This window comes from Dehalococcoidia bacterium (genome assembly GCA_025060295.1).
Taxonomy (GTDB): Bacteria; Chloroflexota; Dehalococcoidia; order Lucifugimonadales; family HRBIN23; genus HRBIN23.
Genome location: JANXCH010000002.1, coordinates 154,832 through 180,467, shown reverse-complemented (window position 1 = coordinate 180,467; position 25,636 = coordinate 154,832). Strand labels below are relative to the sequence as shown.

Below are 25,636 nucleotides of genomic sequence, written 5' to 3'. Positions count from 1 at the left end.
CAAATCGCCCGTAGAACCTACTTGCTGGGCAGTCGAACCGGTGATGGCGGCGGCGTAGATGCCCACGGTACTAGCGGTCAGCGCCAAAGCCAGCACGACCGCCAGGGTCTTGGCCGAGAAAAAGGTTGTGCGCATACCTTTTGTCCTCCTCTCTGGTTATGTTCTGTTGGGATGGTGATCGCTGGTGCACATGTGCCCTCACGGGCAGAGACGTCAGCGCGGTGCAGCCTATCTCGTCGTTCCGTCCATTCACCTCCTGTGCAGCACGGGTGGTAATGTTTTCACCATCTACGGTAGAGAGGGAACTGGTAAATAAGCAATACGAAAACGGTCAAAAATCGGGCGACGCTTGGTCAAGTTTTGGTAAAGGGTGGTAAAGATTTGGTAAAGGCCCCCCTCGCCTTACAAGACGGAGAGGTGTATACTGAAGCCAAACCCCTCGGGAGGGTGGCGTGCCCGCAGACAAGGACCTCTTCCGCCAGGCGTGGGGGCGCTTCCCCACTGGGGTAGCCATCATCAGCACCCTAGAGGAGAACGGCACCCCCCACGGCATGACCGCCAACTCCATCACCTCCGTGTCCTTAGATCCCCTTCTAGTGCTGGTGTGCGTGGGGCACCAGCGCAACACCTACCGCTACCTGCGCCAGCGGGGACGCTTCGGCATGAACTTCCTCTCGGAAGGGCAGTATGAGGCGGCCCTCTACTACGCCAAAGACGCCAAGGAGCGCACCACTCCTCCCCCCCTTACCTGGGAGTTCGCCCCCAGCGGCACCCCCCGTGTGGCGGGGGCATTGGCCTTTATGGACTGTGTCGTCGCCCAGACCTGCGAGGCGGGCGACCATACCCTGTTCATCGGGCGCGTGGAGGCCATTGAGGTCTCCCCAGAAGGGCGTCCCCTGCTCTATTATCAGCGCCGCTTCTACACCCTCCCTGCGCACCCTTTGTACCCCCCTCCCGCCTAAATCCACAGCATCCCCCCAGACGCCATCCCGAAAGTTGCAGGGACATCCTCCATTCCCGACGAGGGCGTGAGGAACACAGAACAGAAACCCCACCCACTTGACGAATGGCGCAACTTTCCTATACTAACAACATAGGTGAGTGTTTCTGCTTTCTACACCACAGGGAGGTACAGGTCTATGCCCAGGATGCGGGTTCTCATGGACGATCTGGATCGCAAAATCATCACCATCCTTCAGAGCGATGGACGAGCCTCCAACGCCTATATCGCCCGCCAGGTGGGGGTGAGTGAGGGGACGGTGCGCCGGCGCCTGAAGCGCCTGGTGAAGGAGGGGTTCATCCGTGTGGTGGCCTTCCCCCAGCCAGATAAGATCGGCTACCAGACCGAGGCCATTGTGGGGGTGCAGGTGGATCCCGATAAACTGGACGAGGTGGCCGAGAAGCTAGCCCAACTGAAAGAGGTGCAGTGGACCGCCTCCACCACGGGCGCCTTTGATGTGATGCTGTGGGTCACTTTACCCTCCCCCGATGAACTGGGCACCTTCCTGCGCACTAAGATAGGGGCGGTGCCCGGGGTGCGGCGGACCGAAACCTTCGTGGCCCTGTCGGTGAAGAAGCGGGCAGCGCCTTTGCCCGTCAGCTAGGAGCACGAGAGAACACCCCCTCAGCGGGGCCCCAATCTAGGCCCATACGGGGGCCACACGCAGTGCCTTGCGCTTTTCTCCTCCTGTGCTACAATGGGGGTAGCCGTTACGGCTCAACCGGGCAAGGAGGCGTATATGACCTACGTGATCGCCGAGCCCTGCATCGGGGTGAAGGACGGGGCCTGCATAGATGTCTGCCCTGTGGACTGCATCTACACCACCCCCGAAGCCGACCAGATGTTCATCAACGCCGATGAGTGTATTGACTGCGCGGCGTGCGAGCCTGTCTGCCCGGTGGCTGCTATCTTCGCCGAAGACCAGGTGCCGCCCAAGTGGGAGGCCTTCAAGGCCAAGAACCGCGAGTTCTTCATCGGTAAAGATTTGAACACCTTGAAGGAACTGACCCGCCTTGCCCCCAAGAAACTGAAGGGCTAAAGGATATTGGCCCTGTGCACAGTGGCCGATGGAGCCCCCCTTGTGGGGTAACCAAAACGCCAGGGGCCCGGATGTGAAGGTTTTTCCTCTTCCTGTTCCTTCAGCTTGGCTTGGGGAGAGGGGTAGCGCTCCCGCACTTCCCCGCGACGAGGCAAGGGTATGCTGATAAAGGAGCACATCGCCCAGGTCGTCCGCCGTGCCCTTGTCTCGGCTCGGGAGCAGGGTGCCTTGCCCCTCACGGGCGTCCCCGATGTGGGAGTGGAGCGCCCCCCCCGCCCCGAACTGGGAGACTTCGCCACCAACCTGCCCCTGCGCTTGGCCCGTGCCCTTCGCCTCACCCCGATGGATATCGCCCATCGCCTTGTGCCTCTCATCCCCCCCGATGAGGCCATAGAGCGGGTAACGGTAGCGCCCCCGGGCTTCCTCAACTTCACCTTGCGCACCGATTGGCTCTGCCGCCAGGTGGACGCCATCCTTCAGGCAGGGGAGCGCTGGGGATGCCTGGACATAGGCCGGGGGCAGCGTGTCCAGGTGGAGTTCGTCTCCGTGAACCCCACGGGCCCCGTGCATGTGGGGCACACCCGGGGGGCGGTACTGGGAAGCACCCTGGCCCGCGTGCTGGCGTGCGCCGGCTACCAGGTGGAGCGGGAATACTACATCAACGATGCGGGCAGCCAGGTGGACGCCTTCGCCCGCTCCCTGTGGGCACGTTACCTGCAAGCCCTGGGACAACCTGCCCAACTGCCTCCCGACGGCTATCAGGGCCAGTACGTGATAGACCTGGCCCACGAGTTGCGCTCCCAAGTAGGCGACAGCCTTGTGCAGATCGCCGAACAGGAGGCCCTGGAGAAGGTGCGAGAATGGGCATTGCAACGCGTCCTTGCCCTTATTCGCGAAGACCTGCAACGCCTGGGTGTGGAGTTTGACGTCTGGTTCAGTGAAAAGAGCCTCTACAGGGACTCTTACTACCAAAAAACTCTGGATATCCTCCGGCGCGGGGGGTATTTGGCGGAGCGGGAGGGGGCGGTGTGGTTCGTCTCCACCGCCCTGGGAGAGGACAAGGACAATGTGCTGGTGCGCTCCAACGGCTTGCCCACCTACTTCGCCTCTGACGCCGCCTACCACTACCACAAGTTCATTGTGCGGGGGTTTGATCGGGTCATCAACATCTGGGGAGCCGACCACCAGGGGCATGTTCCCCGGGTGAAGGCGGTGGTGCAGGCCTTGGGCATTGACCCCCAACGCTTGACCATCCTCATCGCCCAGATGGTTACCCTCAAGCGTCGGGGCGAGACGGTGCGCGCCTCTAAGCGCAAAGGGGAACTGGTAACCCTGCGCGACCTGGTGGACGAGGTGGGCCCCGACGCCTGCCGATACTTCTTCCTCTCCCGCTCCGCCGACGCCCAGATGGAGTTTGACCTGGACCTGGCGCAACAGCAGTCTCAGGAGAACCCCGTCTATTACATCCAGTATGCCCACGCCCGGATGGCGGGCATCCTGCGCCTGGCACGCGAGCGGGGGGTGGACTCGGCCGGAGGCGATGTAACCCTCCTGCGGGAGCCAGCCGAACTGAACCTGGTGCGGAGGCTCATCCTGCTCCCCGAGGTGGTGGAGACTGTGGCGCGGAGCCTGGAGCCCCACCATCTGCCCCACTACGCCCTGGAGGTGGCCACAGCCTTCCACTGGTTCTACGACCACCACCGAGTCCTCACCGAGGACATGGCGCTGAGCAAGGCGCGCCTCAAACTGGTGGAGGCGACGCGCTCGGTGCTGGCCCACACCTTGCGGCTGATGGGCATGAGCGCCCCGGAGCGCATGGAGAAGGCATAGTGTCCGTGGGTGCCCCACCCTTGCTGCCTTGAGATCGGGTGCAAGGGCCGTGCCTGTACCCAGTGGACGCCCTCTGTTCCCCACCCCTATCGCCCGCACACGCCGGGAACAAAGAAAGCCCCCTAGCCAGATAATCAATCCAGGGAGCCGTAGGCCAGGCCCTTGACCCCTAGTGTGCCTGGTGGAGGCGGGAATGGGCTCTTAGTGCACGGGCGCGGGGCTGGCCTCTTCTCCAAACTACCATCGCCCTCTGGCTATTCCGACGCTGTGCATGACCCCGCTGCCCCAGCAGGGCGAGAGCACCTGTTCCCGCAACCCTTTAGGGAGGCGGGCTTCAGCACCCTGGCAGGAACCTGCTGGTGTTCTGGCCCTTGCGGCGGGTTCCCGAGGTAACCCATCCCCCCTAGCCGGGAATTTTATCCCCCAGGCCACTCTGGATATAGGACTGCCCCTTGCGGAAGTAGGCCTCGGCCGTGCGTCGGATTAACTCTATGTGCCTCTCGGAGACGGGCCCCTTCACCTGGGCGGGGATGCCCACCACAAAGGAGCGGGGAGGAATTTTGGTGTTCTCCAGCACCACCGCCCCGCTGGCGATGATGGAGTATTCGCCGATCTCCACTCCGTCGTTGACCACCGCCCCGTTGCCGATCAGCACATAGTTGCCCACCCTCTTGGCATGGCACACCACCCGATGGCCCAGGGTTACATAGTCGCCGATTTCGGTGGGCGTATCCCCATGCACCACACTGTTGTCTTGAATGTTGGTATGACGGCCGATACGGATGGGAGCCGTGTCTCCCCGAATGACGGTGCCCGGCCACACGCTGGTGTATTCCCCTATCTCCACATCCCCCACCACATAGGCCATCTCGCTGATGAAGGCGGTGGGGGCAACCTTAGGCGTGCGCCCATTCCAGGTGCGAATCATTTCTCCTCCTTGGCGCTCCTAGCAGCCCTACTGGGGGACATGATGCCATATCTCTGGCGGGATGCCTCCAGTGCTTCAGGGATGGACGAGGCCACCCGGTGGGGGCGGCACGGGCTTAGCGGGGGCAGTTCCCCCTGCCACTGCAAAGGGCATGTGCCCGGGCGAGTGCATCGCCGACCCCACCCAAGGATGTCCACGCTGTGCCCATGATCCTGAGCCCCGTGCCGCCCGTGGGGGGAAGAGCGGGGCCCGTCAATCTGCAAGGCCACACCTGATACGCAGGGCCTCGGCCAGGGCGCAACCCCGGTCCCGGGTTCATGCGGGTTCAAGCCACGCTCCCTGCCCCCTGGGAAAGGATGTGGGCAAGAGCCTAGGGAGGAGGTAGTGGTTGGCTGAGAAAGGGGGTCTCTGGCCGTCTCGCCCGTTACTTTTTGGTCCGCCTGGAGGCAAGGGGGACACCCTGGGAGGAGCGATGGCGTTGCACCAGCGCCCGCAGGTCGGGATTGGGAAACAGGTCGCCCAGCACCTGCAGGAACGCCAGTAACGGCTCAGGGAATAGGGGTCGAGGACGCACCAGCACCGTCGTGGGCAGAGTAACCCTATACCCGTCGGCCAAAGGCACTACGGTCAGTGTCCCCTCCTCAATCTCCCGCTTGAGGGACGAACGGGGCAGGAAGGAGATGCCCAGGCCCCGCTCCACCATCTGTTTAGTGGCCTCCACGCTATCCAGGTGCATCAACACCCAGGGCACGATCCCCGCCCTGCGGCATACATCCTCGATAAGCACAAAGTAGGAGGAGCCCCTGTCGTAGAGGATCAGGGGCTGGCGCGCCACCTCTTGCACGGCCACCTGCCGGCGGCGGGCAAAGGGATGGTCGGGATGAGTTACCAAAACGATTTCCTCATCATACAGGTGGAAGGAGGCCACCTCTGGGTGGACGAGGCTGCGGGCCAACCCCACGCTGACCTCCCCCTGTTCCACCCACTGGAGCACCTCGGTGGAACGGCCCGTGCGAATGGCCACCACCACCCCAGGGAAGCGTCTGCGGAACTCCTCCAAAATCCCGGGGAGCACATAGGTGCCGATCACCCGCGCCGACCCAACGGTCAAACGGCCGTGCGCCAGGCTTCCCATGGCCTCTAGCGCCTGTTTGGCCTGGCGAATCGTCTCCAGCACCTCCTCGGCGTAGGGGAGGAGGGCTTTGCCCACCTCGGTCAGGAGCACCCCTCGTCCCCGCCGGTGGAAGAGGGACTGCCGCAGGTCCCGCTCCAGGGCTTGGATACGGGCGCTGAGGGAGGGTTGACTCAGGAAGAGATGCTCGGCTGCCTTCCGGAAAGAGCCGGTGCGTACCACGGCCACAAAGGCCTCCAGTTGGCGGATGTCCATACTCCCCCCAGTGATAAAATGCGGCTATCTTTCCCGGAGAAAGACGCCACCTGTATTATAAACCACACAGTGCGTGAAGGCGTGCCGCCGCAGGGGGGTTGTGGCGCGTTTTTGCGCCCCCTATACTGGAAGGGATGGGGCAGTAGCTCAGCGGGAGAGCACCTGCTTTGCACGCAGGGGGTCGGGGGTTCAAGTCCCCCCTGCTCCACCACCGCCAGAGCCCCTTTCCTCCGTTCCCCCATCGCCGGACACCCTCACGGGGCCGGGGGCCCCCGTGGTGGACCCCTCTGCCACTCGGCCGCGCCAGGCCACCTCCTCCTGCCGGACAGGCGGTGCCTCCCTCACCGCCTGCCACATCCACCCCATCTGCTTCAGCACGGGTACTCACGATACCGGCGAGAGGGCGTGTCCATCCGGTCCCCAAGAACGTCTCGGACCTCTTGAAGGAGGTCAGGGGTGCGAGAAAGGGGTTGCGGGTAGGACTTAAGCGTCAGAGGCGCACCGCATTCTCCGCCCGCAGGCGGGCCAGGCTGTCCATAGCCCCAGGCTCGGGGAGACTCCCTTCCTCTGTGTGGGCTGCCAAGAAGGGCGAGGCCATTGGAGGCCTGTCCGACCCGCCCCGCGCTTGGCGCTCCCCGTTCTGGTTGGAGGGGCACGCGTTGGTGCTGTGTCGGCCCCCTCGCGCCTGTGAGGTCATAGAGTTTCAAACCCAGAGGCTTTAGAGGAAAAGAGGCCGGCTTGGGGAGGGCAGCCCGGCCATCCACTCGGACTTGAGACTGAAAGGAGACGGCTTGCGTGCCCTGCACGCCCTGAATTCATCCACATCCTCGCACTCCGCTGCTGACAGCCAATCAGCCAGGGTAACAACCACCGAAGCGTGGGAAAAAAAGAAGGGATTATGGTGATATCGGACAGTAGCCCCTTAGAGGGGTCGACAAACCTCAAAAGAACCACTGGGGCAGTGTCGGTATTTGGCCATAATCATTTGGCAGATGTTCTCGGGATAAGGCACACCCGCATGACGGCGTTCCCCTCCCTCGTGATCCACGGCACCTGGTCGGGAGGTGGGAAGTAGGTGCCAGCATTGCCGAACACCACCGAATCGTGCTCGGCACAGACCAGCAGGGGGTGATCCCCGGGCTGAATGTCCCCCTGGGCGAAGACCTCCAGGTAACGGATGGTGGTGGGGCCGGCAACCAGAAGGGAGGCGATGCCGCCTTGGCACTTGACCTGGCAAGCGCGGGCTGCCCGTTCCCGGCGCATCCGCTTCAGGGTGACTCCCCTCATCCGTGCACACAGGAGTTTGGGAGCATAGGGCATTATAGGACTTTCGGCGCCCGCCTTGCTATGCCAGTCATCACCCCACATACAATCGGGCCGTTAGGCCTGGTCCTCCTTCCCCCCAGACTTGCAGAAAGCGTAGGCATTTGCTATAGTACACAAGCGGTCGGGGCGTAGCCCAGCCCGGTAGGGCACCAGCATGGGGTGCTGGGGGTCGGTGGTTCAAATCCACTCGCCCCGACCATGACTGTGTCTATTCGCCTTGACACCACGCCCCAACGCCCTCTACGCTAACGGAAAAGTCCACTCGTGGACTTCTGGACAGGGCTGTGGAGCTGAAAGAGGTCATCGCCCAGGTCCCCGGCCTGCAGAAACGCTTCGTCTACTACCTAGAGGCGCAGGGGTACATCCACCCCACCAAGGTGCGCAAGCACCGCATCTCCCGCCGGGACTACACCGAGGCCGACCTGCGGATCATCCGGGAGGTGTGGCGCTACTACCAAAGGGGCTATGCCGTCCAGGCGGCGTATGACATCGTCGCCCGCCGCCCCCGCACCCTGGCCTACCTCACCTTCCAGGTGCCACCCCCCCGATGGAAGGAGACCCTGCGCCTGCTGCAGACCTGCCCCGAGGTGCAGGAGGTGGCCGCCGTCTACGGCACCACCCTGGACTTCATCGTCAAGACCGATACCCCCCAGGAGGGCGATATACACTATGTGGTGGGCCCGCTGCTGACCAGGGCCGGCATCAGCGGAGCGCCCACCGTGTGGCGCATCCTCCAGACTTGGCAACGCCCACCAGGAAGGGGGGGGACAATGCAGGCCTACATCCTCATGCAGGTGCCCGGGAAGGATGTGGAGAGGGTTCTGGAGCGCCTGAAGGACTTCCCCGGCATTGTGGAGGCCAGCACCGTCTACGGCGAGCAGGATATCATCGCCAAGGCCTCGGTGGCCAATCAGCAGGAACTGGACCACCTGGTGATGGAGCAGATTCACAGCATCCCTGGGGTAGTGTCCACCCGCACCTTCATCGTCATTACGGGGCTGGCCTGGAGCCGCAGCGCAGGGGCGACGACTTCAGCACAGACGACGCCCCCCCCTTCGGCCTAGGGCTTATGGACGCCCCCATTTTGCGCCGTCTGCGGGAGCAGGCCCGCCAAGTCCACGCCACCATCGTCTTCCCCGAGGGTGAAGACGAGCGCACCCTGCGGGCAGTGGTTCTCCTCGCCCAGGAGGGCATCGTGCGCCCCATCCTGTTGGGGGAGCCTGCTCGCCTCCAGGCCATTGCACGCCAGGGGGGGATTGTTCTCCCACCCGAGGTGCCCCTTGTGCCCCTGGACAACCCCTCCCAACTCGAAGCGTACGCCCACTCCCTCACTACCATCGGGCAAGGATGGGGCCTGTCGTCCGAAGAGGCTTTGCGCCTGGCCCGGGATCCCCTGTGGCGGGGGGCGCTGATGGTGCGCCTGGGCGAAGCCGACGGCTGTGTGGCCGGAGCGACGGTGGAAAGCCCTAAGGTTATCCGTGCCGCCCTGCGCGTGCTGGGGGTCTCCCGCCAGGCCCGCGTCGTGACGGGAGCCTTTCTTATGGTGCTTCCCGATGGACGCCCCCTCACCTATGCCGATTGTGGGGTGATTCCCGACCCCAATCCCCATCAGTTGGCTCACATCGCCCTCTTGTCTGCCCGCTTCCATCGTCGTTTTACAGGGGAGGAGCCCCGTGTTGCCCTCCTCTCCTTCAGCACCAAAGGGAGCGCCGAGCACGCCTCGGTGAGCAAGGTGCGACGGGCAATGGAAATCCTCCGCGACTTGGCACCCGACCTGGTGGCCGACGGAGAGGTGCAGTTTGACACCGCTTTTGTGGAGCATGTGGCGCGCCGCAAAGCCCCCGACTCCCCCATTGGGGGACGCGCCAATGTGATGATCTTCCCCAACTTAGACGCCGGCAACATCTGCTACAAGGCCACCGAGCGCCTGGCGGGGGCCGAGGCCATCGGCCCTATCCTCTTGGGCCTCACCAAACCTATGAACGACCTCTCCCGCGGGTGCAAGGCCGAGGACATCGTCCACAGCGCCGCCATCTGCGCCCTGCTGGCCAAAGACCCACTCCTGTAGACCGTGCCCTTGACAGGCGCCCCGCCCTGGGGCACAGTAGGCACAGAACACAGGAGGCCCCTATGACCCAGACACCTGATCTGGCAACCCTGCAGGCGGTGGCCCGATGGGTGGGCCTGGACCTGCCACCCGAACGCCTGCAGGAGGTAGTGCCCCTCTGGCAAGCTTTGCGGGAGCGCCTGGCCCGTCTGGAGACCCTCCCCCTCCAAGATGTGGAGCCTGCCTTTATTGCTCCGCCCCCTTTCAGCCCTCGGGGGCGCCCCTAACCTACCCACACCGCTCATAACCGAAAGGAGGCGCCGTGCCAAGCGCTCCCTCCGACCTGTGCTGGCTGACCATCCCTGAAATGGCCCGCCTCATTCGGCGGAAAGCCGTCTCCCCGGTCGAGGTTACCCAGGCCCACCTGGAGCGCATCCGTCGCCTCAACCCCCAACTCAACGCCTTCATCACCGTTACGGAGGATGGGGCCCTTCAGCAGGCCCGTCAGGCCGAGAGCGCCATCGCCCGCGGGGAGTATCGGGGGATGCTTCACGGCATCCCCGTCGCCCTGAAAGACCTGTTCTGGACGCGCGGTATCCGCACGACGGCCGGCTCGCGCCTTCTGGCGGACTTTATCCCTCAGGAGGACTCTACCGTTGCTCACCGCCTCCAGGAGGCGGGAGCAGTGCTGGTGGGCAAGGCGCACACTACCGAGTTCGCCATGGGCGGCCACGGGAAGAACATCCACTATGGCCCCTGCCGCAACCCCTGGAACCCCGACCACCTGCCGGGAGGCTCCTCTTCAGGGTCGGGGGCAGGTGTGGTGGCGGGGCTATTCTCTGTGGGCATGGGATCCGATACGGGCGGCTCCATTCGTATCCCCGCAGCGTTGTGCGGGGCGGTGGGCATCAAGCCCACCTTCGGGCGCGTCTCCAAGTACGGCGTTGTGCCTCTCTCCTGGTCGCTAGACCATGTGGGCCCCCTTGCCCGCACCGTGGAGGACGCTGCTATCGCCTTGCAAGTTATCGCCGGCCACGACCCCAAAGACCCCGCCACCGCCCCAGTGCGGGTGCCCCACTACCTGCGGGCTTTGGACGGCAAGGTAAAGGGCATCCGCGTAGGGGTGCCCAAGCAGGTCTATTTTGAGGAGGCCGATGGGGAAGTGATTCAGGCCGTACGGGAAGGCTTGGAAGTGCTTGCCGAGTTGGGGTGTCGGGTGGAGGAGGTGTCCCTCCCCCATCTGCGCGATGCTGCCCACGCCGGAGCCATCATCTCGTGGACAGAGGCAGCCGCCGTGCACGCCCGGTGGTTCCCCGCCCGCCGCGCCGACTATGGCCCCGATTGCACCGAGCGGATCACCCAAGGCATGCTCACCACGGCGGTACAGTATGTGCAAGCCCAGCAAGCCCGCCGCCTCCTCATCCAGGAGATGCAGCAGGTGTTGGAGCAGGTGGATGTGCTGGTGGGGCCCACCTGCCCCTACCCCGCCCCTCGCCAAGAGCAGGAGCGGGTGGTGGTGCAGGGCAAAGAGGTGCGCATCGTGGACACAGTGGGGAGCCTCACCCGCCCCGCAAATATCACCGGCCAGCCGGCCGTGTCGGTGCCCTGTGGCTTCTCCCGGAATGGCCTTCCTATCGGCATGCAGATCCTCGGGCGCTGGTGGGATGAGGCGACGATCCTCAAAGTGGCCCACGCTTACCAGCAGGCCACCGAGTGGCATAAACGCCACCCCGCTCTGTAACCGCCGGGAGCGGGCCAGAAGGAGAAGGGTTCTCCCCACCCTGTGTGGGCCTACCCTGCGTGTCGCCACACCCGTCCGCGGGGGGGCTCCCCTGACAGAGCGAACTGGGGCAGGGTGAGGCCATTGGGCAGATCCATGAACACCACCTGCACCCGCGCCCCGATGGCCACCCGCTCCTCCCGCTCGGGACGGAACTGCGCGTCCACCAGGTTAGCCGCAATACGCAGACCGTAGCCTGGGGTGGGGATACCCCTTTGCTCGTCCAGTTCCACCAAGACGATGGGGTAAGGCACCCAGTCCCGAAAGCCGGGGTGCACACTGTGGTAGACGATCTGGTAACTGTAAATCTCCCCTTTGCCGCTCACCGGCGCCCACTCCCAGCGGAGGGACGCGCAGAAGGGACAGGACGGGCCCGGCTCCCAACGCAGAAGATTGCAGTCCAGGCACCGCTTGACCACCAGTTGATGGCGTCGGGCCGCTTCAAAGTAGCCCCAATGCTCCTGGTCCAGCTCGGGCAGATGCAAAACGAGACCCCGATACTCGTAGGTGGGCATACCTACCTCCGCAGGATAAGGGCCGACCCGTATCCCGGCGTGCCCCAGCCCATGTTCATAGCGATTTCTGGGTCTTTGACCTGTCGGCACCCTCCCGGCCCGTAGTGGTAGGTATGTCTCCCTTCCCGCCAGCCGGGGCAGTAGTCGTCGGCTTGGCCCCGCAGTTGGCGCACGTTTTCAATCACCATATTCATACCGTGAGTGTAGCCTTCGCAGAGGTGGCCACCGCTGGTGTTATTGGGGCGTTTGCCCCCCAGGGCGATAATGCCACTGCTGACATAGTGTCCCCCTTCACCCACCTTGCAGAAGCCATAGGCCTCAAACTGGAGCACCACGGTAAAGGTAAAGGCGTCGTAGCATCCCGTTATGTCTACATCTTCAGGCCCCACACCCGCTAGCTCAAAGATGCGGGGAGCGATGTAGGTTCCCCCGATGCGGGTGATGGGGGCCTCGGCCCAGGGGTTGTCCGGGAAGGGGCGGGTGCCCCGTCCCTGCACCGCCATGATGTAAATCGGGCGCTGCCGCAAGGTGCGCGCCCGCTCCGCCGAGGTCACGATGATACAGGTGGCATTATCCGTCTCCAGGCAACAGTCCAGCAGGTGCGCCACCGGCTTGACGATCCACCGGGAGTTCAGCACATCCTCCACACTTACAGGGTTCTTCTTGAAGGCCTTGGGGTTGGCGCTGGCGTGGCGGCTGTGCACCACCTTTACCATAGCCAGTTGCTCGTTGGTGGTGCCGTATTCCATCATGTGGCGGGTGAAGGCAAAGGCGAACTGCTGGAGAGGGCTTATCAGTCCATAGGGGCGCGTCAGGAGGGCACTCCCACTCAAGGGCGCCGCCGCCCGCACCCCTGTCCCCCCAATGCGCACCTGGGAGTAGCCGTTCATGGAGCGATAGATGGCTACCGTGTGGCACATACCCACCTCTATCGCCCCCATCGCCAGACCAATCAGAGCCTCGGTGCTGGACCCCCCTCCGCTCACATCCATGAAGAAGTTGGGGCGGATGCCCAGGTCGGAGGCGACGGCTGTGGAAGGCGTAGAGTCGCCCATGTGATAACTGAGCAGTCCGTCTACATCCTTCGGGGTCAGGCCGGCGTCGTCCATGGCCTTTTTGACGGCCTCCACGGCCATGGCCCGTGTGGACCGGCCCGAGTGTTGGGAATACTCGGTTTCGCCGACACCCACGATGCAGTATCTATCCCGCAGGGGGTGGGGCATAGTGTTCCTCCTGGCACGGTGGGAAAGATCCCCACGCATGGTAGCACATACTGACCTTTTCCTCACGGAAAACCCCCGAAAGGGGGGAGGAATCGCCCCGCCCTTGACAGGCCTTACCCCTCTGCCTACAATGGGGCCACACTTGCCCCTGGGGAGGAGGATGCCGTGAAAATCTCCATGTTCCACCTCATGCCCTACCGGGATCTTCCCGAAGACTTCGAAAAGCGCTACCGTTCCGTCTGGGTTGACCCTCCTTGGGGGGAACTGGCCGACCCCGAAAAAGTGTCCCAGTACTACAACTGGACGCTGGATGAACTGCTCTACGCGGCGCGAGCCGGTCTGGACGGGGTGTGCACCAACGAACACCACCAGAACGCCTACGGGTTTATGCCCAACCCCAACATCATGGGTGCCTACCTGGCCAAAGCCACCAACGGCCTGCCCGTGGCCATCGTCCAGATGGGGGCCACCCCACCCACCACCAGCCCCCCCATCCGCATAGCCGAGGAATACGCCATGTTGGACTGCATCAGCGGGGGACGCCTCGTGGCCGGCATGCCCCTGGGCACGGCCATGGATGTGAACTTCTGCTACGGCATCCCCCCCATTGAGCAGAGGGAGCGCTACCGGGAGGCACACGACCTCATCCTGAAGGCCTGGACAAGTCGAGACATCTTCGCCTGGAATGGTAAATACTGGAAACTACCTATGATCAACCTGTGGCCTCGGCCCTTTCAAAAACCCCACCCCCCCGTGTGGGTGCCCGGCTCGGGAAGCCCGAGCACCTGGGACCTGGCCGTGGACTACGACCACTGCTACTGCTACCTGAGTTACTATGGGTGGCGCTGGGCGCAGGAGATGGTGGACGGCTACTGGGCCAGGGTGCAGGCCAAGGGCAAAGACCGCAACCCCTATCGCTTGGGTTTTCTGCAACTGGTGGCAGTGGCCGAAAGCGACGCCGCCGCCGAGCGGGACTACGCCCCCCACGTGGAATACTTCTTCCACAAGTGCCTGCATGTCTACAACGGCTATACCTATCCCCCCGGCTACCACGACTGGGAGACCCTGGTGCAGATGGTACGCCGTTCGGCCATGGACCGACGCCGCCTGTTCAATCTGCAGGACAAACGCTACCCTGACTTCGTGCGGGAGGGGAATGTGATTGCGGGGAGCCCCGCCACCGTGCGCGACCAGCTGGAGGAGGCCATCCGACGCCTGCGGGTGGGCAACCTGATGGTGTTACTCCAGATTGGCTCTATGCCCCACCACCTCACCCTCAAGAACATTGACCTGTTCGCTCGAGAGGTGTTGCCCCACCTGCGCCCCATCTGGGACGACGAGGGATGGGTGAACCACTGGTGGCCCCAAGCCCTGCGCAACAGCCACCCCTCATCTGCCGCGCCCAAACCCTAACACGAGAGCACGGGGCTGTACTTATGAGCACACCTAACCCTATTCGTGGTGAAACCCTTTCGGTGCCCGCCTTAGGGAATCGGCTGACGGTGCAGGTGGAGCGGGCAGGGACAGGACCGCCTGTGGTGTTCTTCCACGGAGCGTGGGGTCTCCAGTGGGACCCGTTCCTGGAGGGGTTAGCCCGCCAGTACACCGTGTATGCCCCCCGCTTGCCTGGGACGGGCACCGACCCCAACGCCATCTACCAGTTGGACGGGTTGTGGGACCTGGTATTTGTTGTGGGAGAGGTGCTGGACAGCTTGGGGGTGGGGCGTGCGGCCCTGGTGGGGCATTCTTTCGGGGGTATGCTGGCGGCAGAGGCGGCGGCCCATTGGCCCGACCTGCCCCGACGGGTGGCGCTCATAGCCCCCCTCGGTTTGTGGAGCGCCGACCGTCCCATCGCCAACTGGATGGCTGTCCTCCACCAGCAAGACCTTATTAAGCTCCTGTTCCTCGACCCAGCCTCGCCCGCGGTAGGATGGGCTTTCCCCACTGCCTCCGACCCCCAAGAGCAGGCCCTCCTCCAAGCCCGGCGCGTCTGGGCGATGGGATGCTCCGGGAAGTTTTGGTGGCCCATCCCCGACCGGGGTTTGTCCAAACGCTTGCATCGGGTGCGGGCACCCACCCTGCTCGTCTGGGGCAAGCAGGATGCGGTGGTGCCCGCCTCCTATGCCCAGGACTTCGCCCGCGCCATCCCCCACGCCCGCACCGTGCTGGTGGAGGGGGCAAACCATTTCCCTCACCTGGAGCGCCTGGACACTGTTCTCCCCACCATCCTTGACTTCCTACAGTAACCCCGTGGAGGTGACCGATGGTGGCCCTGGACCCGGCCGTTGTGGCTTTCCTGCAACAGCGTGCCCAGGCAGGTATCCCCGCCTTCCATCTGCTTTCCGTGGAGGAGGCACGGAACCTGATGCGCACCTTGGCCGCCCGCGCCCCTCGTCCCCCCGTGGCCAAAGTGGAGGACCGCACCATCCCGGGCCCTGGCGGGCCGATACCCGTGCGCCTCTACTGGCCCCAGACGGGGACGCCGGTGGGGCTGGTGGTCTATTACCACGGTGGGGGCTGGGTGCTGGGCGACCTGGACACCCACGATGCCCCCTGTCGCCACTTGGCCAACGCATCCCAATGCCTAGTCATAGCGGTGCACTATCGCCGTGCCCCGGAGCACAAGTTCCCCGCCGCCGTGGACGACGCCGAGGCCGCAGCCCGCTGGGCTGTGCAGAACGCGTCCGCTTGGGGGCTTTCCCCGCGGCGGGTGGCTTTGGCGGGGGACAGCGCCGGGGGCAACCTGGTGGCCGCCGTTACCCTGCGAGCCAAAGAGAGGGGTGGGCCATCCTTTGCTGGCCAGGTGCTCATCTACCCCGTTACCGACTACACCTTGGACCGCCCCTCGTACCTGCAAAACGCCGAAGGGTATCTTTTGACCCGCGAGGGGATGCGGTGGTTCTGGGGCCACTATCTTGCCCGAGCAGAGGACGGGGCACATCCCCTGGCGTCGCCCCTGCGCGCCCCCGACCTGACGGGCCTCCCCCCCGCCATCATCCTCACTGCCGAATACGACCCCCTGCGGGACGAAGGAGAGGCCTATGCCGAACGCCTGGCCCAGGCGGGGGTGCCCACCGTGTGTCTGCGCTATATGGGGAACATCCACGGCTTTGTGGGGCACCTGCTGTTCCCCGGACGCCAGGCTTTGGTGAGCATAGGGGCCACCCTCCACGCCCTGATAACGGAGACCCTCCAGCCGGGGTAAACCCCTAGCACAGGGGGCTACCCCCAGGCGCGGCCCACCTCACTTATGGCCACGAAGCACACGGAATGGTGCGTGCCGCCAACGGGGGTGGGGGAGTAACCGGCCTGGTGTCCTTGAAAAACCACGTGGAGCCGAAGGCCCACCGCCCAAAAAGCCCCAGCGGGGACAGCCCCGCGGGGGCCAGCCTCTGCTGTGATAGGGTATCTACCCCCCTTTTTTCAGGGCCTCGAGGCGCTCCTTCAGCAGGGTGTTCACCAGGGTGGGGTTGGCCTTCCCTTTGGTTATTTTCATCACCTGCCCCACCAGGTAGCGCAAGGCCGTCTCCTTTCCCTTCAAGTAGTCCTGGACGGCTTGGGGACTGGTGCGCAGGGCCTCCTCCACGGCCGGGAGCACCTCCTCCACCGCGCTCACCTGCACCATCCCCCGCTCCTGCACGATGCGGGCGGGGGGATGGCCGGTGGCGAACATCTCCTCCAACACCGTTTTGGCCATGCTGATGCTCAAGGTGCCCTTGTCCACCAAGTCCTGCAGGGCCACCAGGTCAGCAGGGGATACCTTGACTTGGCTGATCTCCCTACCGTGAAGGTTGAGCAAACGGCTGACCTCCCCCAAGAGCCAGTTGCTGATGGCTTTGGCAGTGCGGCGGAGGGCCTCCCCCTCCTGGGGGCGGATGCGCAGGCACGCTTCAAAGTAGTCCGCCATCTCCTTGGAGGCGGTCAGCAAAGTGGCATCGTAGCGGGGCAGACCGTAGTGGGTGATGAAACGCTCGCGGCGGGCATCGGGCAGTTCGGGGAGGCGCTGGCGCAGGCGCTCCACCCACGCACGGCTAATCACCAGGGGGGGAAGATCCGGTTCGGGGAAGTAGCGGTAGTCGTGGGCGAACTCCTTCGTGCGCTGGGGAACGGTAATCCCTTTCTCCTCCAGCCACCCCCGCGTCTCCTGGACCACCCGCCCCCCGCTTTCCACCACCTGGATTTGCCTCTGCACCTCATACTCCAGAGCCCGCTGGACCGCACGGAAGGAGTTCATGTTCTTCACTTCCACTTTGGGCATAAAGGTGGTGGAGCCCTTGGGACGAATACTCACATTAGCATCGCAGCGGAAGGTGCCCTTCTCCATATCCCCGGAGCAGACACCCAGATATTGGAGGATGGTGCGCAGGCGCATCAGATACAGGCGCGCCTCCTCAGGAGAGCGCAGATCAGGCTTGCTCACGATCTCCATCAGGGGCACACCCGAACGGTTGACATCCACCAGGGAGTAGGCTTCGCCGGTGGGCTGGCGAAAGTGGTGCAGTTTGGCGACATCCTCCTCCAGGTGCACCCGCACAATCCCGATGCGCCGGGATTGCCCATCCACCTCTATCTCCAGAGCCCCGTCGTAGGCGATGGGATGAGCATACTGGGAAATCTGGTAGCCTTTCATCAAATCAGGGTAGGGGTAGTTCTTACGGTCAAAGTGGGTCTGGGAGGCGATGGTGCACTGGAGGGCCAGGCCCGTCATGATGGTGAACTCCACGGCCTGCTGGTTAATGACGGGGAGCACCCCCGGCATCCCCAGACAGATGGGGCAGACACGGGTGTTGGGCTCGGCGGACTGGTAGTCGGCAGGGCAGGGGCAGAACATCTTGCTGCGGGTAAGCAGTTGGGCATGCACCTCCAGCCCGATGACCGCTTCCCATTCCATGCGCATCCTCCCCATAGTCAAAGGTGGAAGCCCGTCCTCGGCCTTTTATCATAGCAAAGGACGCCTGAGCGGGTTTCAGACCCCCAACCCCCCTGCTAGGAACGATACAGTCCTCCTTACCCTTGACGCTGACCCCAACACATAGATAGAGTGGAAGGAACATGATTCTCCCCAGGAGAATGGATGTGGGGCTCTGTGAGGCTGTGTACGACTGGGGCCTTATCCCCCTGGAGCGCCTGGGCCTGGCCACGTTGCGACGCCGTCTGCTCACAGGCATCCCTCACCAGACGGCCCTGGAGGTGGGCGTGGGGACTGGCTTGGGCTTACAAGCCTACGCCCCTGGGCAGGCGGTGGTGGGCCTAGACCCCCAACGCCCCGCTTTAGAGCGGGCCCGGCACAGAGCTCTGCGAAGGCACCACCCCCTCCTCCTTGTGCAAGGGGACGCCCAGGCACTCCCCTTTGGCAATGCCACCTTCGGACTGGTGGTATTTCAACTGGTTCTGTGCACCATCCCTGAGCCCCTGCGGGCCCTGGGGGAGGTGTATCGGGTGCTCCGTCCTGGGGGAAGCTTGGTCGCTTTGGAGCACGTGCGCTCCCCCCGACAGCCACTGGCATGGGTGCAGCATGTCATAACCCCCTTATGGAAGCACCTGGCTGGGGGGTGCCATCTCAACAGGGATACGGTGGCCCTGGTTAAGCGAGCAGGCTTCGCCCTTGATCGACTCGAGCGCTACCTGGGGGGCGTGCTGGTAATCCTGCGCGCGACCAAGACGTTGTAGGCAGGTGCACTGTGCGTTCACGAACCGATTCCCCAGATCTCCATTGGCTTTCCGCACGGGAGGCAGCCCGCCTCATTCGGCGCAAGCGTCTCTCCCCCGTGGAACTGACCCGAGCCTGCCTGGAGCGGAGTGACGCCCTCAACTCCACCCTGAACGCCTACATCGCCCTGTATCCGGAGGCGGCACTCCAAGAGGCCCGCCGCCTGGAGTCCGAGGCGCAACGGGGTGCGTGGCGCGGCCCCCTGCACGGTGTGCCCATCGCCCTGAAGGACATCTTCCATACGGCCGGCCTGCCCACCACTGTGGGAAGCCGTATCCTGTGCACCCACACCCCCCAAGAGGATGCGCTTGTGGTGCGCCGTCTCAAGGAGGCGGGGGCTATCCTGCTCGGGAAACTCAACCTCCACGAGTTTGCTTATGGCATCACCACCACCAACCCCCACTATGGGGCCACCCGCAACCCCTGGGACACCTCCCGCATCCCGGGCGGATCCTCGGGGGGCTCGGGGGCGGCCCTAGCGGCGGGAATGTGCCCCCTCTCCCTGGGGACGGATACGGGAGGCTCCATCCGTATCCCCGCAGCCCTGTGTGGTATCGTAGGCCTCAAGCCCACCTACGGGCGGGTGAGCCGTCGGGGGGTGTTCCCCCTGGCCTGGTCGTTAGATCATGTAGGGCCCATGGCCCGCACCGTCGAAGACCTTGCCCTGCTCCTATCCGTCATCGCCGGGTATGACCCCGTGGACCCCGCCTCTGCATCCCACCCTGTCCCCAACTACCTGGATGGGCTGACAAGAGGCGTGGAGGGCCTGGTGCTGGGGGTACTGGGCGGGGACACCTTCGGCCTAATGGACACCGATGTGGAGACGGCCTTCGCCACCGCTCTGCACACCTTGGAGGGTCTGGGGGCACGGATAGAGGAGGTAACCTGGGAGGGAGCAGAGGCGCTACCCGGCGCGCACCTGACCATTCTTATGGCCGAAGCGTCAGCTATTCACCAACGCTGGGTACGGGAGCGCCCCCTCGACTACGGCGAGGATGTGCGCCTGCGCCTGGTGGCGGGCATGGCCCTCCCCGGCACCCTCTACCTGAAGGCCCACCAGGTGCGGCGCACAGCTATCCAGACCGTCTTATCCCTCCTGCAAAAAGTGGATGCCCTTCTGCTCCCCACATGCCCGGTGCCCGCCCCGCCCATTGGGGCGGAGCGGGTGACTATTGCGGGGCGCTCGGTGGATGTGCGCACCGCCCTTACCCGTTTTGTCAGCCCCTTCAACCTCACCGGTTTGCCAGCCCTCTCGGTGCCCTGTGCCCTGAGCCACGAGGGCCTCCCCATCGGCCTCCAGATCGTCGGCCGCCCCTTTGAGGAGGCCACTATCCTACGGGTGGGCTATGCCCTGGAGCAGATCCTCCCCGACCGCACCCGTAGACCCCCCCTCTAAAACAGAGGGGTCTATGCTATCCTTGAAACTACCCCGCAAGGTTCCCAGCGCACATACCAGGCAAAGGAGGTGGGCATGCCCGACTACGGTCGCTACCAGTTTCTGAAGGTGGAGAAGCAGGACGGCGTCGCCATCGTGACGCTCAATCGCCCCGACCGCCTGAACGCCATCCACCCGCCTATGCACCTGGAGGTGGAGGATATCTGGGTGGACCTGGACCGGGATCCGGAGGTGCGAGCGATCGTGCTGACAGGGGCCGGGAGGGCCTTCTGCGCCGGGGGCGACATCCAGGGCATGCGGGAGCGGGGGTTTGACCCGGTGCGGGGCATCTCGCCCACCCGCGGAGGACGCCACCTCATCCGCAACATGCTGGAGGTGGAAGCCCCCATTGTGGCCGCCGTCAACGGCGACGCCGTAGGCCTGGGGGCGACTTTGGCCCTGTTCTGCGATGTCATCTTCGCCGCCCGCAACGCGCGCATCGGCGACCCCCATGTGCGGGTGGGCCTGGTGGCGGGAGACGGGGGAGCAGTGATTTGGCCCCTGCTGTGCGGTGTGGCACGGGCCAAGCAGTACCTACTGACCGGCGACCTTCTAACGGCCGACGAGGCCGAGCGCATCGGCCTCATCAACAAGGTGGTGCCCGAAGGCCAGGCCCTGGAGGAGGCCCTCAAGTTCGCCACCCGTTTGGCCAAAGGGCCGACCAAGGCCATCAAGTGGACCAAATACTCCGTGAACAAGATTGTAAAGGAGTATATGAACCTGGTGCTGGACACCTCCCTCTCCCTGGAGGGCATCACCTTCCTTACCGACGACCATCGGGAGGCGGTTTCCGCCTTCCTGGAGAAGCGCCAACCCACCTTCCGGGGCCAGTAGATTGGCCCGCAGAGGAGGCGACCCGTCGTAAAGGGGGGATAAGCCCTTCCCGCCCCGTCAGCAAGGGCTTTTGCGCTACAATAGCCTTCAGGAGACGGCTGTGCAACCCCTGCACCTGGCTGGGATGCGGGATTGGGACGAAGAGGCCTGTATGCAGCGGCACACCGCGGTGGAGGCCCTGCAGCAGGTCCTCCGCTCCTATGGGTATGCCTGGATCGATACCCCCTTCCTGGAGCGCACCGACCTGTTCCTACGCAAGTCGGGGGCGGAACTCATCACCCGCCTTTACTCCTTCACCGAGCCGGGGGGACAGGTGGTGGCCCTGCGCCCCGAGTTCACCACCGCCGTCATGCGCCGTTTCCTAGAGGTGCGCTCGGGCCTGCCCCTCCCCGTGCGCTGGCATTATGTTGGGCCCGTGTTCCGTTTCGATCCCTCCCCGCACGCTTTGCGCCAGTTCACCCAAGTGGGAGCGGAGATGATCGGGGCCTCCGGCTCCCGTGCGGATGCGGAACTACTGGCTCTGACCCAGGAGTGCATCCTCGCCCTGAAGGGGACGGGGTTTGTCCTGACGGTGGGGCATCGGGGGTGTCTGGATCGCCTGCTGGCCCCCTTTGGCCTCTCCAGCCGTGCCCAAGCCCTTTTGCTCAGGGGTATACCCCTTCTCCGCAGTGGGGAGCACGGCCCTCAACGCCTGCTGGAACAGGCCCACAGCCTGGCCCTCTTCCGCGGTGCCGGTCCCCCAGCCGACCTGGAAGCCCTCGTCTCCACCCTTAATGGGGGTGTGGACTCCCCCTCCCCAGGCGACAAGGAGGCGGTGTCCCCTCTATTTGGGGGACGCACCCGCGAGGAAATTCTGGCTCGCCTGGCCCGCAAACTCCACGCTTTGGACGAGCCTCCCCGTTTCCAGAAGGCAGTGCACTTCCTCACAGACCTGGCGCGCCTACGGGGCGAGCCTCACCAGGTGCTTGCGGAGGCCTATGCCCTGGCGCGCCACTGGAATCTGGACCCCGCCCCCCTAGTAGAGGTGGAGGCCCTCCTGGACACCCTGACCCTGCATCGCTCGCCGGGCATGCCCTTGCTGCTAGACTTGGCTCTGGTGCGGGACATCGCCTATTACACGGGTATGGTCTTTGAGGTGGTGCACACCCCCACGGGGCAGGTGGTGGCCGGGGGTGGCCGTTACGACGGCCTGGTGAGTGCTCTGGGACTGGGAGAGGATGTGCCCGCCCTGGGCTTCGCTCTGAGCTTGGAGCGGCTGATGGAGGTGTCGCCCTCTGTGGCGCCCCGGCGCAGTCCCCGGCGGGTGCTCGTTGCCCCTGCCGACGCCGACGCCTATCCCGACGCCCTGCGTATCGCTGAGGCTCTCCGGTTCGGGGGGGATGCCGTAGCGGTGGCTTTTGCCCCCCTCTCCCCCGCCGAGCGTCAGGGATGGGCACAACAGGGGCATGCCATTGTGGTGGTGCACAAAGGTGGCTCTTGTGACTACTTCTGGCCGTGAAGACCGTTTGCGCCTTGCCATCCCCAGCGACGGCGAACTCCACGAGCCGACCCTCCGCTTCTTAGGGGCGTGTGGGGTTCCTGTGGAACGCTCCAGCGCCCGGCGCTACACCGCCCACCTGGGGGGCGTGCCGGGAGTGCTGGTGCTCTTCCAGCGCACCACCGACATCGCCCTGAAGGTGGAGGAGGGCACCGCCGACCTGGGCATCGTGGGTTTAGACCGCTTCTTAGAGGTCCACCGAGAGGGGGGGCCAGCCGCGGTGCTCCTCCACGATCTAGGGTACGGGCGATGCGACCTGGTGGTGGCCGTGCCCGACGCCTGGGTGGATGTAACCAGCACTGCAGACCTGGCCGACCTCGCCTGGGAGTTCCGGGAGCGGGGGCGCACCCTGCGCATCGCCACCAAATACCCCCGTTTGGCCCAGCAATTCCTCATCCAGCGGGGCGTTACCTATTTCACCATCGTTCCCTCCAGCGGCACCTTGGAGGTAGCACCCGTGGTGGGCTTCGCCGACCTCATTGTGGATATCTCCTCCAGTGGCACCACTTTGCGGGAGAACCGCCTCAAACCCCTTTCTGACGGGGTCATCCTCTCGTCCCAGGCGTGCCTCATCGGCAACCTCGTGCGCCTAAAGGAAGATCCCCAGCGCCTGGCCCTGGCCCGCGTGCTCTTGGAGCGGATGGAGGCCCACCTGCGCGCCCAGGAGTACTACCAGGTTACCGCCAACCTCCAGGGGGAGTCGGCCGAGGCAGTGGCAGCCCATGTCCTGCGCCGACGGGAGGTGGCCGGAGTGCAAGGCCCCACCATCGCCCCCGTCTTCAGTGCCGACGGGCGGGGCTGGTATGCTGTAACTGTCCTGGTGCCCAAACAGAGCCTGCTGGAAGCGGTGGAGCACCTGCGTCGCATGGGGGGCAACGGCATCACCGTCGTCCAGTCGGCCTACTTCTTCCAGGAGACCTGTCAGGCCTATCAACGCCTCCTGCAGGCGTTGGAGGCCCTGTAGGAGAGGCCATGCCTAACCTGACCTATCACCTGGCCCTAGCGTGGGAGTGCGCCCAGGGCTTCCCCCATCCCCTTGTGCACCGGCACCTGGGGGTGTTTCTGCTGGGGGCCACCGCCCCCGACATTCGCGCTATGACCCGTGCCCCTCGGGAGGAGACCCACTTCGCCCCCCTCTCCAGCCAGGAGGTTACGGCAGGCATCACCGGCCTCTTCCAAGTCTATCCCCACCTGCGCTACCCCACAGCTCTAGACGAGGCGACCCAAGCCTTCCTGCTGGGGTACTTCTCCCACCTTATCGCCGATATGGCGTGGGTGGTGCACATCTTTCGCCCCTTCTTCGGCAACACCACCCTTTTCCCCATACCGGAAGAGGGGCAGGTGCTGGACCGCGCCCTGCAACTAAGCCTGGACCAGCAGGTGCACCCCCAGGTGCAACCGCTTCTGCCCCTGCTGGACGGCAGCGAAGGGCAGGTCCACCTGCCCTTCCTCCCCGCGCAGGACTTGGGGCGCTGGCGGAGCATCGTGCAAGAGGTGTGCGGACGCCCCTTCGCCTGGGAGCGCTTGCGCAACTTCACCCGCCGGCTGTTTCCCCATGGTAACCCCCTTGCCCACCATATCGCCGAGGCGTTTCTGCGCGATCCCCAGGCGGGTTTGGCCAGCCTGTGGGCGCGGGTCTCTCCCCAGGAGGTCGCCCGCTTCGCCCAGGCGTGCCAGCGCACCTGGGCGCAAAAGGCAGAGGAGTGGCTAGCGTGCGCATCGTAAAGGGTTATGACAACGGCAAAGCAGCCCTCACCCGCCGTCCCCTCGGGGACTACACCCTTCCCCCCGAGGCGTCTCAGCGCCTGGCAGAGGCTTTCGGCAGCCCCCTGACCGTGCGCGAGGCGGTGGAGCGCATCCTGGCCGACGTGCGCCAGCACGGGGACACGGCCGTGCGCTTCTACACCGAACGCCTGGACAAGGTGCCGGTGGAAGGCTTGGAGGTGTCCCCCCAAGCGTGCCAGGATGCCCTGCACAAGATGCCCCGACGCCTCCGCTCCGCCCTGGAAACCGCCTGGGAGCGCGCCGTGGAGTATCACACCGCTTGCCTTCCCCGCAGTTGGGTGGATTTCCAGCGGGGCTGGGGGGAGATGTTCGTCCCCATGGAACGGGTGGGCATCTACATCCCCGGCGGAACCGCTATTTACCCCTCCACGGTGATTATGACAGTGGTGCCGGCCCTGGTGGCGGGGGTGGACGAGGTGATTCTGTGCACACCCCCGCGTCCCGATGGCCCCCATCCCTGGATCCTGGGGGCCGCTGCCCTGGCGGGGGCCACACGGGTGTTCCAAATTGGAGGTGCCCAAGCCATTGCGGCCATGGCCTTCGGCACCTCAACCGTCCCCAAAGTGGACATGGTCTGCGGGCCAGGCAATATCTTTGTAACCCTGGCTAAGCAGATGGTGTTCGGCGTGGTGGGGGTTGACGGCCTCTACGGCCCCACCGAAACGGTCATCATCGCCGATGCTACCGCCACCCCTGCCTACCTGGCCGCCGACCTGCTGGCCCAGGCGGAGCACGACCCCCTGGCCTCCCCCATCCTCATCACCACCCACGAGGCCCTGGTGCACCCCCTCCTGCAGGAGATAGAGCGTCAACAGCGCACTCTCCCCCGCGCTGCCATCACCGCCCAAGCCCTCCGCAACCAAGGCCTCATCATTCTGGTGGATAGCTTGGAAGAGGCCCTTGACTTGGCCAACTTCTACGCCCCCGAGCACCTGTGCCTGGCCGTCGCCGACCCGTGGCGCTGGGTGAGCCAGGTGTACCACGCCGGGGGCGTGTTCGTCGGAGAAGACACCCCCGAAACCCTGGGCGACTACCTGGCCGGCCCCAGCCACGTGATGCCCACCGGGGGAACGGCCCGCTTCGCCTCCGCCCTCAGCGTGCACCATTTCCTCAAGGCCGTGTGTGTGGTCGCCTCTAGCCCCGAGCAGATGGCCAGTTTGGCCCACGACACCATGACCCTGGCCCGTGCGGAGGGGTTGGATGGCCACAGTCGGGCCATCCAGGTGCGCCTGAAACGCTGGCGCACCCACCGCCCCTAAG

Annotated in this window: 24 protein-coding genes and 2 tRNA genes; 20 read left to right on the top strand and 6 right to left on the bottom strand. The window is 64.7% G+C overall.

What is annotated here, in order from left to right; all coding sequences use genetic code 11:
* Window positions 1-452 precede the first annotated feature (452 nt).
* From NZ951_02180 to argS, 4 genes are all read left to right on the top strand, one after another.
* Entirely contained in the window at window positions 453-962 is a 510-nt protein-coding gene (locus NZ951_02180; protein ID MCS7206728.1) for a flavin reductase family protein, read from the top strand.
* Between the two features lie 177 nt (window positions 963-1,139).
* Complete coding sequence (locus NZ951_02175; protein MCS7206727.1) at window positions 1,140-1,604, top strand: Lrp/AsnC family transcriptional regulator; 465 nt, start codon at window positions 1,140-1,142, stop codon at window positions 1,602-1,604.
* A 135-nt stretch (window positions 1,605-1,739) separates the two neighbouring features.
* Window positions 1,740-2,039 carry a ferredoxin family protein gene (locus NZ951_02170; protein MCS7206726.1) on the top strand — a complete coding sequence of 100 codons (300 nt, stop codon included), beginning with the start codon at window positions 1,740-1,742 and terminating at the stop codon, window positions 2,037-2,039.
* A 159-nt stretch (window positions 2,040-2,198) separates the two neighbouring features.
* On the top strand, window positions 2,199-3,869 hold the full coding sequence (argS, locus tag NZ951_02165) for an arginine--tRNA ligase (GenBank protein ID MCS7206725.1): 1,671 nt from the start codon (window positions 2,199-2,201) through the stop codon (window positions 3,867-3,869).
* A 403-nt stretch (window positions 3,870-4,272) separates the two neighbouring features.
* Here argS and NZ951_02160 read toward each other — a convergent pair whose 3' ends face one another.
* Together NZ951_02160 and NZ951_02155 are read right to left on the bottom strand one after the other, a co-directional pair.
* A complete protein-coding gene (locus tag NZ951_02160) occupies window positions 4,273-4,797 on the bottom strand; it encodes a gamma carbonic anhydrase family protein (protein MCS7206724.1) in 525 nt (174 codons plus the stop codon).
* 424 nt (window positions 4,798-5,221) lie between these two features.
* Entirely contained in the window at window positions 5,222-6,184 is a 963-nt protein-coding gene (locus NZ951_02155; GenBank protein MCS7206723.1) for a LysR family transcriptional regulator, read from the bottom strand.
* A 136-nt stretch (window positions 6,185-6,320) separates the two neighbouring features.
* On the opposite strand from NZ951_02155, the gene NZ951_02150 reads away from it, so the two are divergent.
* Window positions 6,321-6,395, top strand: a tRNA-Ala gene (locus NZ951_02150).
* Between the two features lie 770 nt (window positions 6,396-7,165).
* On the opposite strand, the gene NZ951_02145 is transcribed toward NZ951_02150, so the two are convergent.
* Window positions 7,166-7,471 carry a hypothetical protein gene (locus NZ951_02145; GenBank protein ID MCS7206722.1) on the bottom strand — a complete coding sequence of 102 codons (306 nt, stop codon included), beginning with the start codon at window positions 7,469-7,471 and terminating at the stop codon, window positions 7,166-7,168.
* 161 nt (window positions 7,472-7,632) lie between these two features.
* Here NZ951_02145 and NZ951_02140 point away from each other — a divergent pair.
* From NZ951_02140 to NZ951_02120, 5 genes are all read left to right on the top strand, one after another.
* Window positions 7,633-7,709: transfer RNA gene (locus NZ951_02140), tRNA-Pro, on the top strand.
* A gap of 85 nt (window positions 7,710-7,794) precedes the next feature.
* Window positions 7,795-8,574, top strand: coding sequence for an Lrp/AsnC ligand binding domain-containing protein (locus tag NZ951_02135; protein ID MCS7206721.1), 780 nt, complete (start codon window positions 7,795-7,797; stop codon window positions 8,572-8,574).
* A 5-nt stretch (window positions 8,575-8,579) separates the two neighbouring features.
* Complete coding sequence (gene pta, locus NZ951_02130; protein ID MCS7206720.1) at window positions 8,580-9,578, top strand: phosphate acetyltransferase; 999 nt, start codon at window positions 8,580-8,582, stop codon at window positions 9,576-9,578.
* A gap of 62 nt (window positions 9,579-9,640) precedes the next feature.
* A complete protein-coding gene (locus NZ951_02125) occupies window positions 9,641-9,844 on the top strand; it encodes a DUF4089 domain-containing protein (GenBank protein MCS7206719.1) in 204 nt (67 codons plus the stop codon).
* A gap of 35 nt (window positions 9,845-9,879) precedes the next feature.
* Window positions 9,880-11,298, top strand: coding sequence for an aspartyl/glutamyl-tRNA amidotransferase subunit A (locus NZ951_02120; GenBank protein MCS7206718.1), 1,419 nt, complete (start codon window positions 9,880-9,882; stop codon window positions 11,296-11,298).
* A gap of 50 nt (window positions 11,299-11,348) precedes the next feature.
* Here the strand turns inward: NZ951_02120 and NZ951_02115 are convergent, their stop codons facing one another.
* Window positions 11,349-11,852: an OB-fold domain-containing protein gene (locus tag NZ951_02115; protein MCS7206717.1), complete on the bottom strand. Its 504-nt coding sequence runs from the start codon at window positions 11,850-11,852 to the stop codon at window positions 11,349-11,351.
* A 2-nt stretch (window positions 11,853-11,854) separates the two neighbouring features.
* The gene (locus NZ951_02110; protein ID MCS7206716.1) at window positions 11,855-13,075 is read right to left on the bottom strand and encodes a hypothetical protein; all 1,221 of its coding nucleotides are present in this window, start codon (window positions 13,073-13,075) and stop codon (window positions 11,855-11,857) included.
* A 165-nt stretch (window positions 13,076-13,240) separates the two neighbouring features.
* Here NZ951_02110 and NZ951_02105 point away from each other — a divergent pair, with 165 nt between their 5' ends.
* From NZ951_02105 to NZ951_02095, 3 genes are read left to right on the top strand one after another with little or no spacing between them, the layout of a single operon-like run.
* Window positions 13,241-14,488: an LLM class flavin-dependent oxidoreductase gene (locus NZ951_02105; protein MCS7206715.1), complete on the top strand. Its 1,248-nt coding sequence runs from the start codon at window positions 13,241-13,243 to the stop codon at window positions 14,486-14,488.
* A 23-nt stretch (window positions 14,489-14,511) separates the two neighbouring features.
* Window positions 14,512-15,321 carry an alpha/beta hydrolase gene (locus tag NZ951_02100; GenBank protein ID MCS7206714.1) on the top strand — a complete coding sequence of 270 codons (810 nt, stop codon included), beginning with the start codon at window positions 14,512-14,514 and terminating at the stop codon, window positions 15,319-15,321.
* 17 nt (window positions 15,322-15,338) lie between these two features.
* Entirely contained in the window at window positions 15,339-16,280 is a 942-nt protein-coding gene (locus NZ951_02095) for an alpha/beta hydrolase (GenBank protein MCS7206713.1), read from the top strand.
* Window positions 16,281-16,484: 204 nt separating this feature from the next.
* Here the strand turns inward: NZ951_02095 and gatB are convergent, their stop codons facing one another.
* Window positions 16,485-17,966: an Asp-tRNA(Asn)/Glu-tRNA(Gln) amidotransferase subunit GatB gene (gatB, locus tag NZ951_02090; GenBank protein MCS7206712.1), complete on the bottom strand. Its 1,482-nt coding sequence runs from the start codon at window positions 17,964-17,966 to the stop codon at window positions 16,485-16,487.
* Between the two features lie 185 nt (window positions 17,967-18,151).
* On the opposite strand from gatB, the gene NZ951_02085 reads away from it, so the two are divergent.
* The 7 genes from NZ951_02085 (at window position 18,152) to hisD (ending at window position 25,635) form a co-directional block, all read left to right on the top strand.
* Complete coding sequence (locus tag NZ951_02085; GenBank protein MCS7206711.1) at window positions 18,152-18,745, top strand: methyltransferase domain-containing protein; 594 nt, start codon at window positions 18,152-18,154, stop codon at window positions 18,743-18,745.
* A gap of 11 nt (window positions 18,746-18,756) precedes the next feature.
* A complete protein-coding gene (locus NZ951_02080) occupies window positions 18,757-20,181 on the top strand; it encodes an amidase (protein ID MCS7206710.1) in 1,425 nt (474 codons plus the stop codon).
* Window positions 20,182-20,256: 75 nt separating this feature from the next.
* Window positions 20,257-21,054: an enoyl-CoA hydratase-related protein gene (locus tag NZ951_02075; protein ID MCS7206709.1), complete on the top strand. Its 798-nt coding sequence runs from the start codon at window positions 20,257-20,259 to the stop codon at window positions 21,052-21,054.
* Between the two features lie 124 nt (window positions 21,055-21,178).
* Entirely contained in the window at window positions 21,179-22,552 is a 1,374-nt protein-coding gene (locus NZ951_02070; GenBank protein ID MCS7206708.1) for a histidine--tRNA ligase family protein, read from the top strand.
* Window positions 22,533-23,555 (top strand): ATP phosphoribosyltransferase, encoded by a 1,023-nt coding sequence (gene hisG / locus NZ951_02065; protein ID MCS7206707.1) that lies wholly within the window; start codon window positions 22,533-22,535, stop codon window positions 23,553-23,555. The genes NZ951_02070 and hisG overlap by 20 nt, the downstream gene beginning before the upstream one ends.
* Window positions 23,556-23,563: 8 nt before the next feature.
* Window positions 23,564-24,316, top strand: coding sequence for a zinc dependent phospholipase C family protein (locus NZ951_02060; GenBank protein ID MCS7206706.1), 753 nt, complete (start codon window positions 23,564-23,566; stop codon window positions 24,314-24,316).
* Window positions 24,304-25,635 (top strand): histidinol dehydrogenase, encoded by a 1,332-nt coding sequence (hisD, locus tag NZ951_02055; protein MCS7206705.1) that lies wholly within the window; start codon window positions 24,304-24,306, stop codon window positions 25,633-25,635. Before NZ951_02060 ends, hisD begins: the two co-directional genes overlap by 13 nt.
* Window position 25,636: the final 1 nt, after the last annotated feature.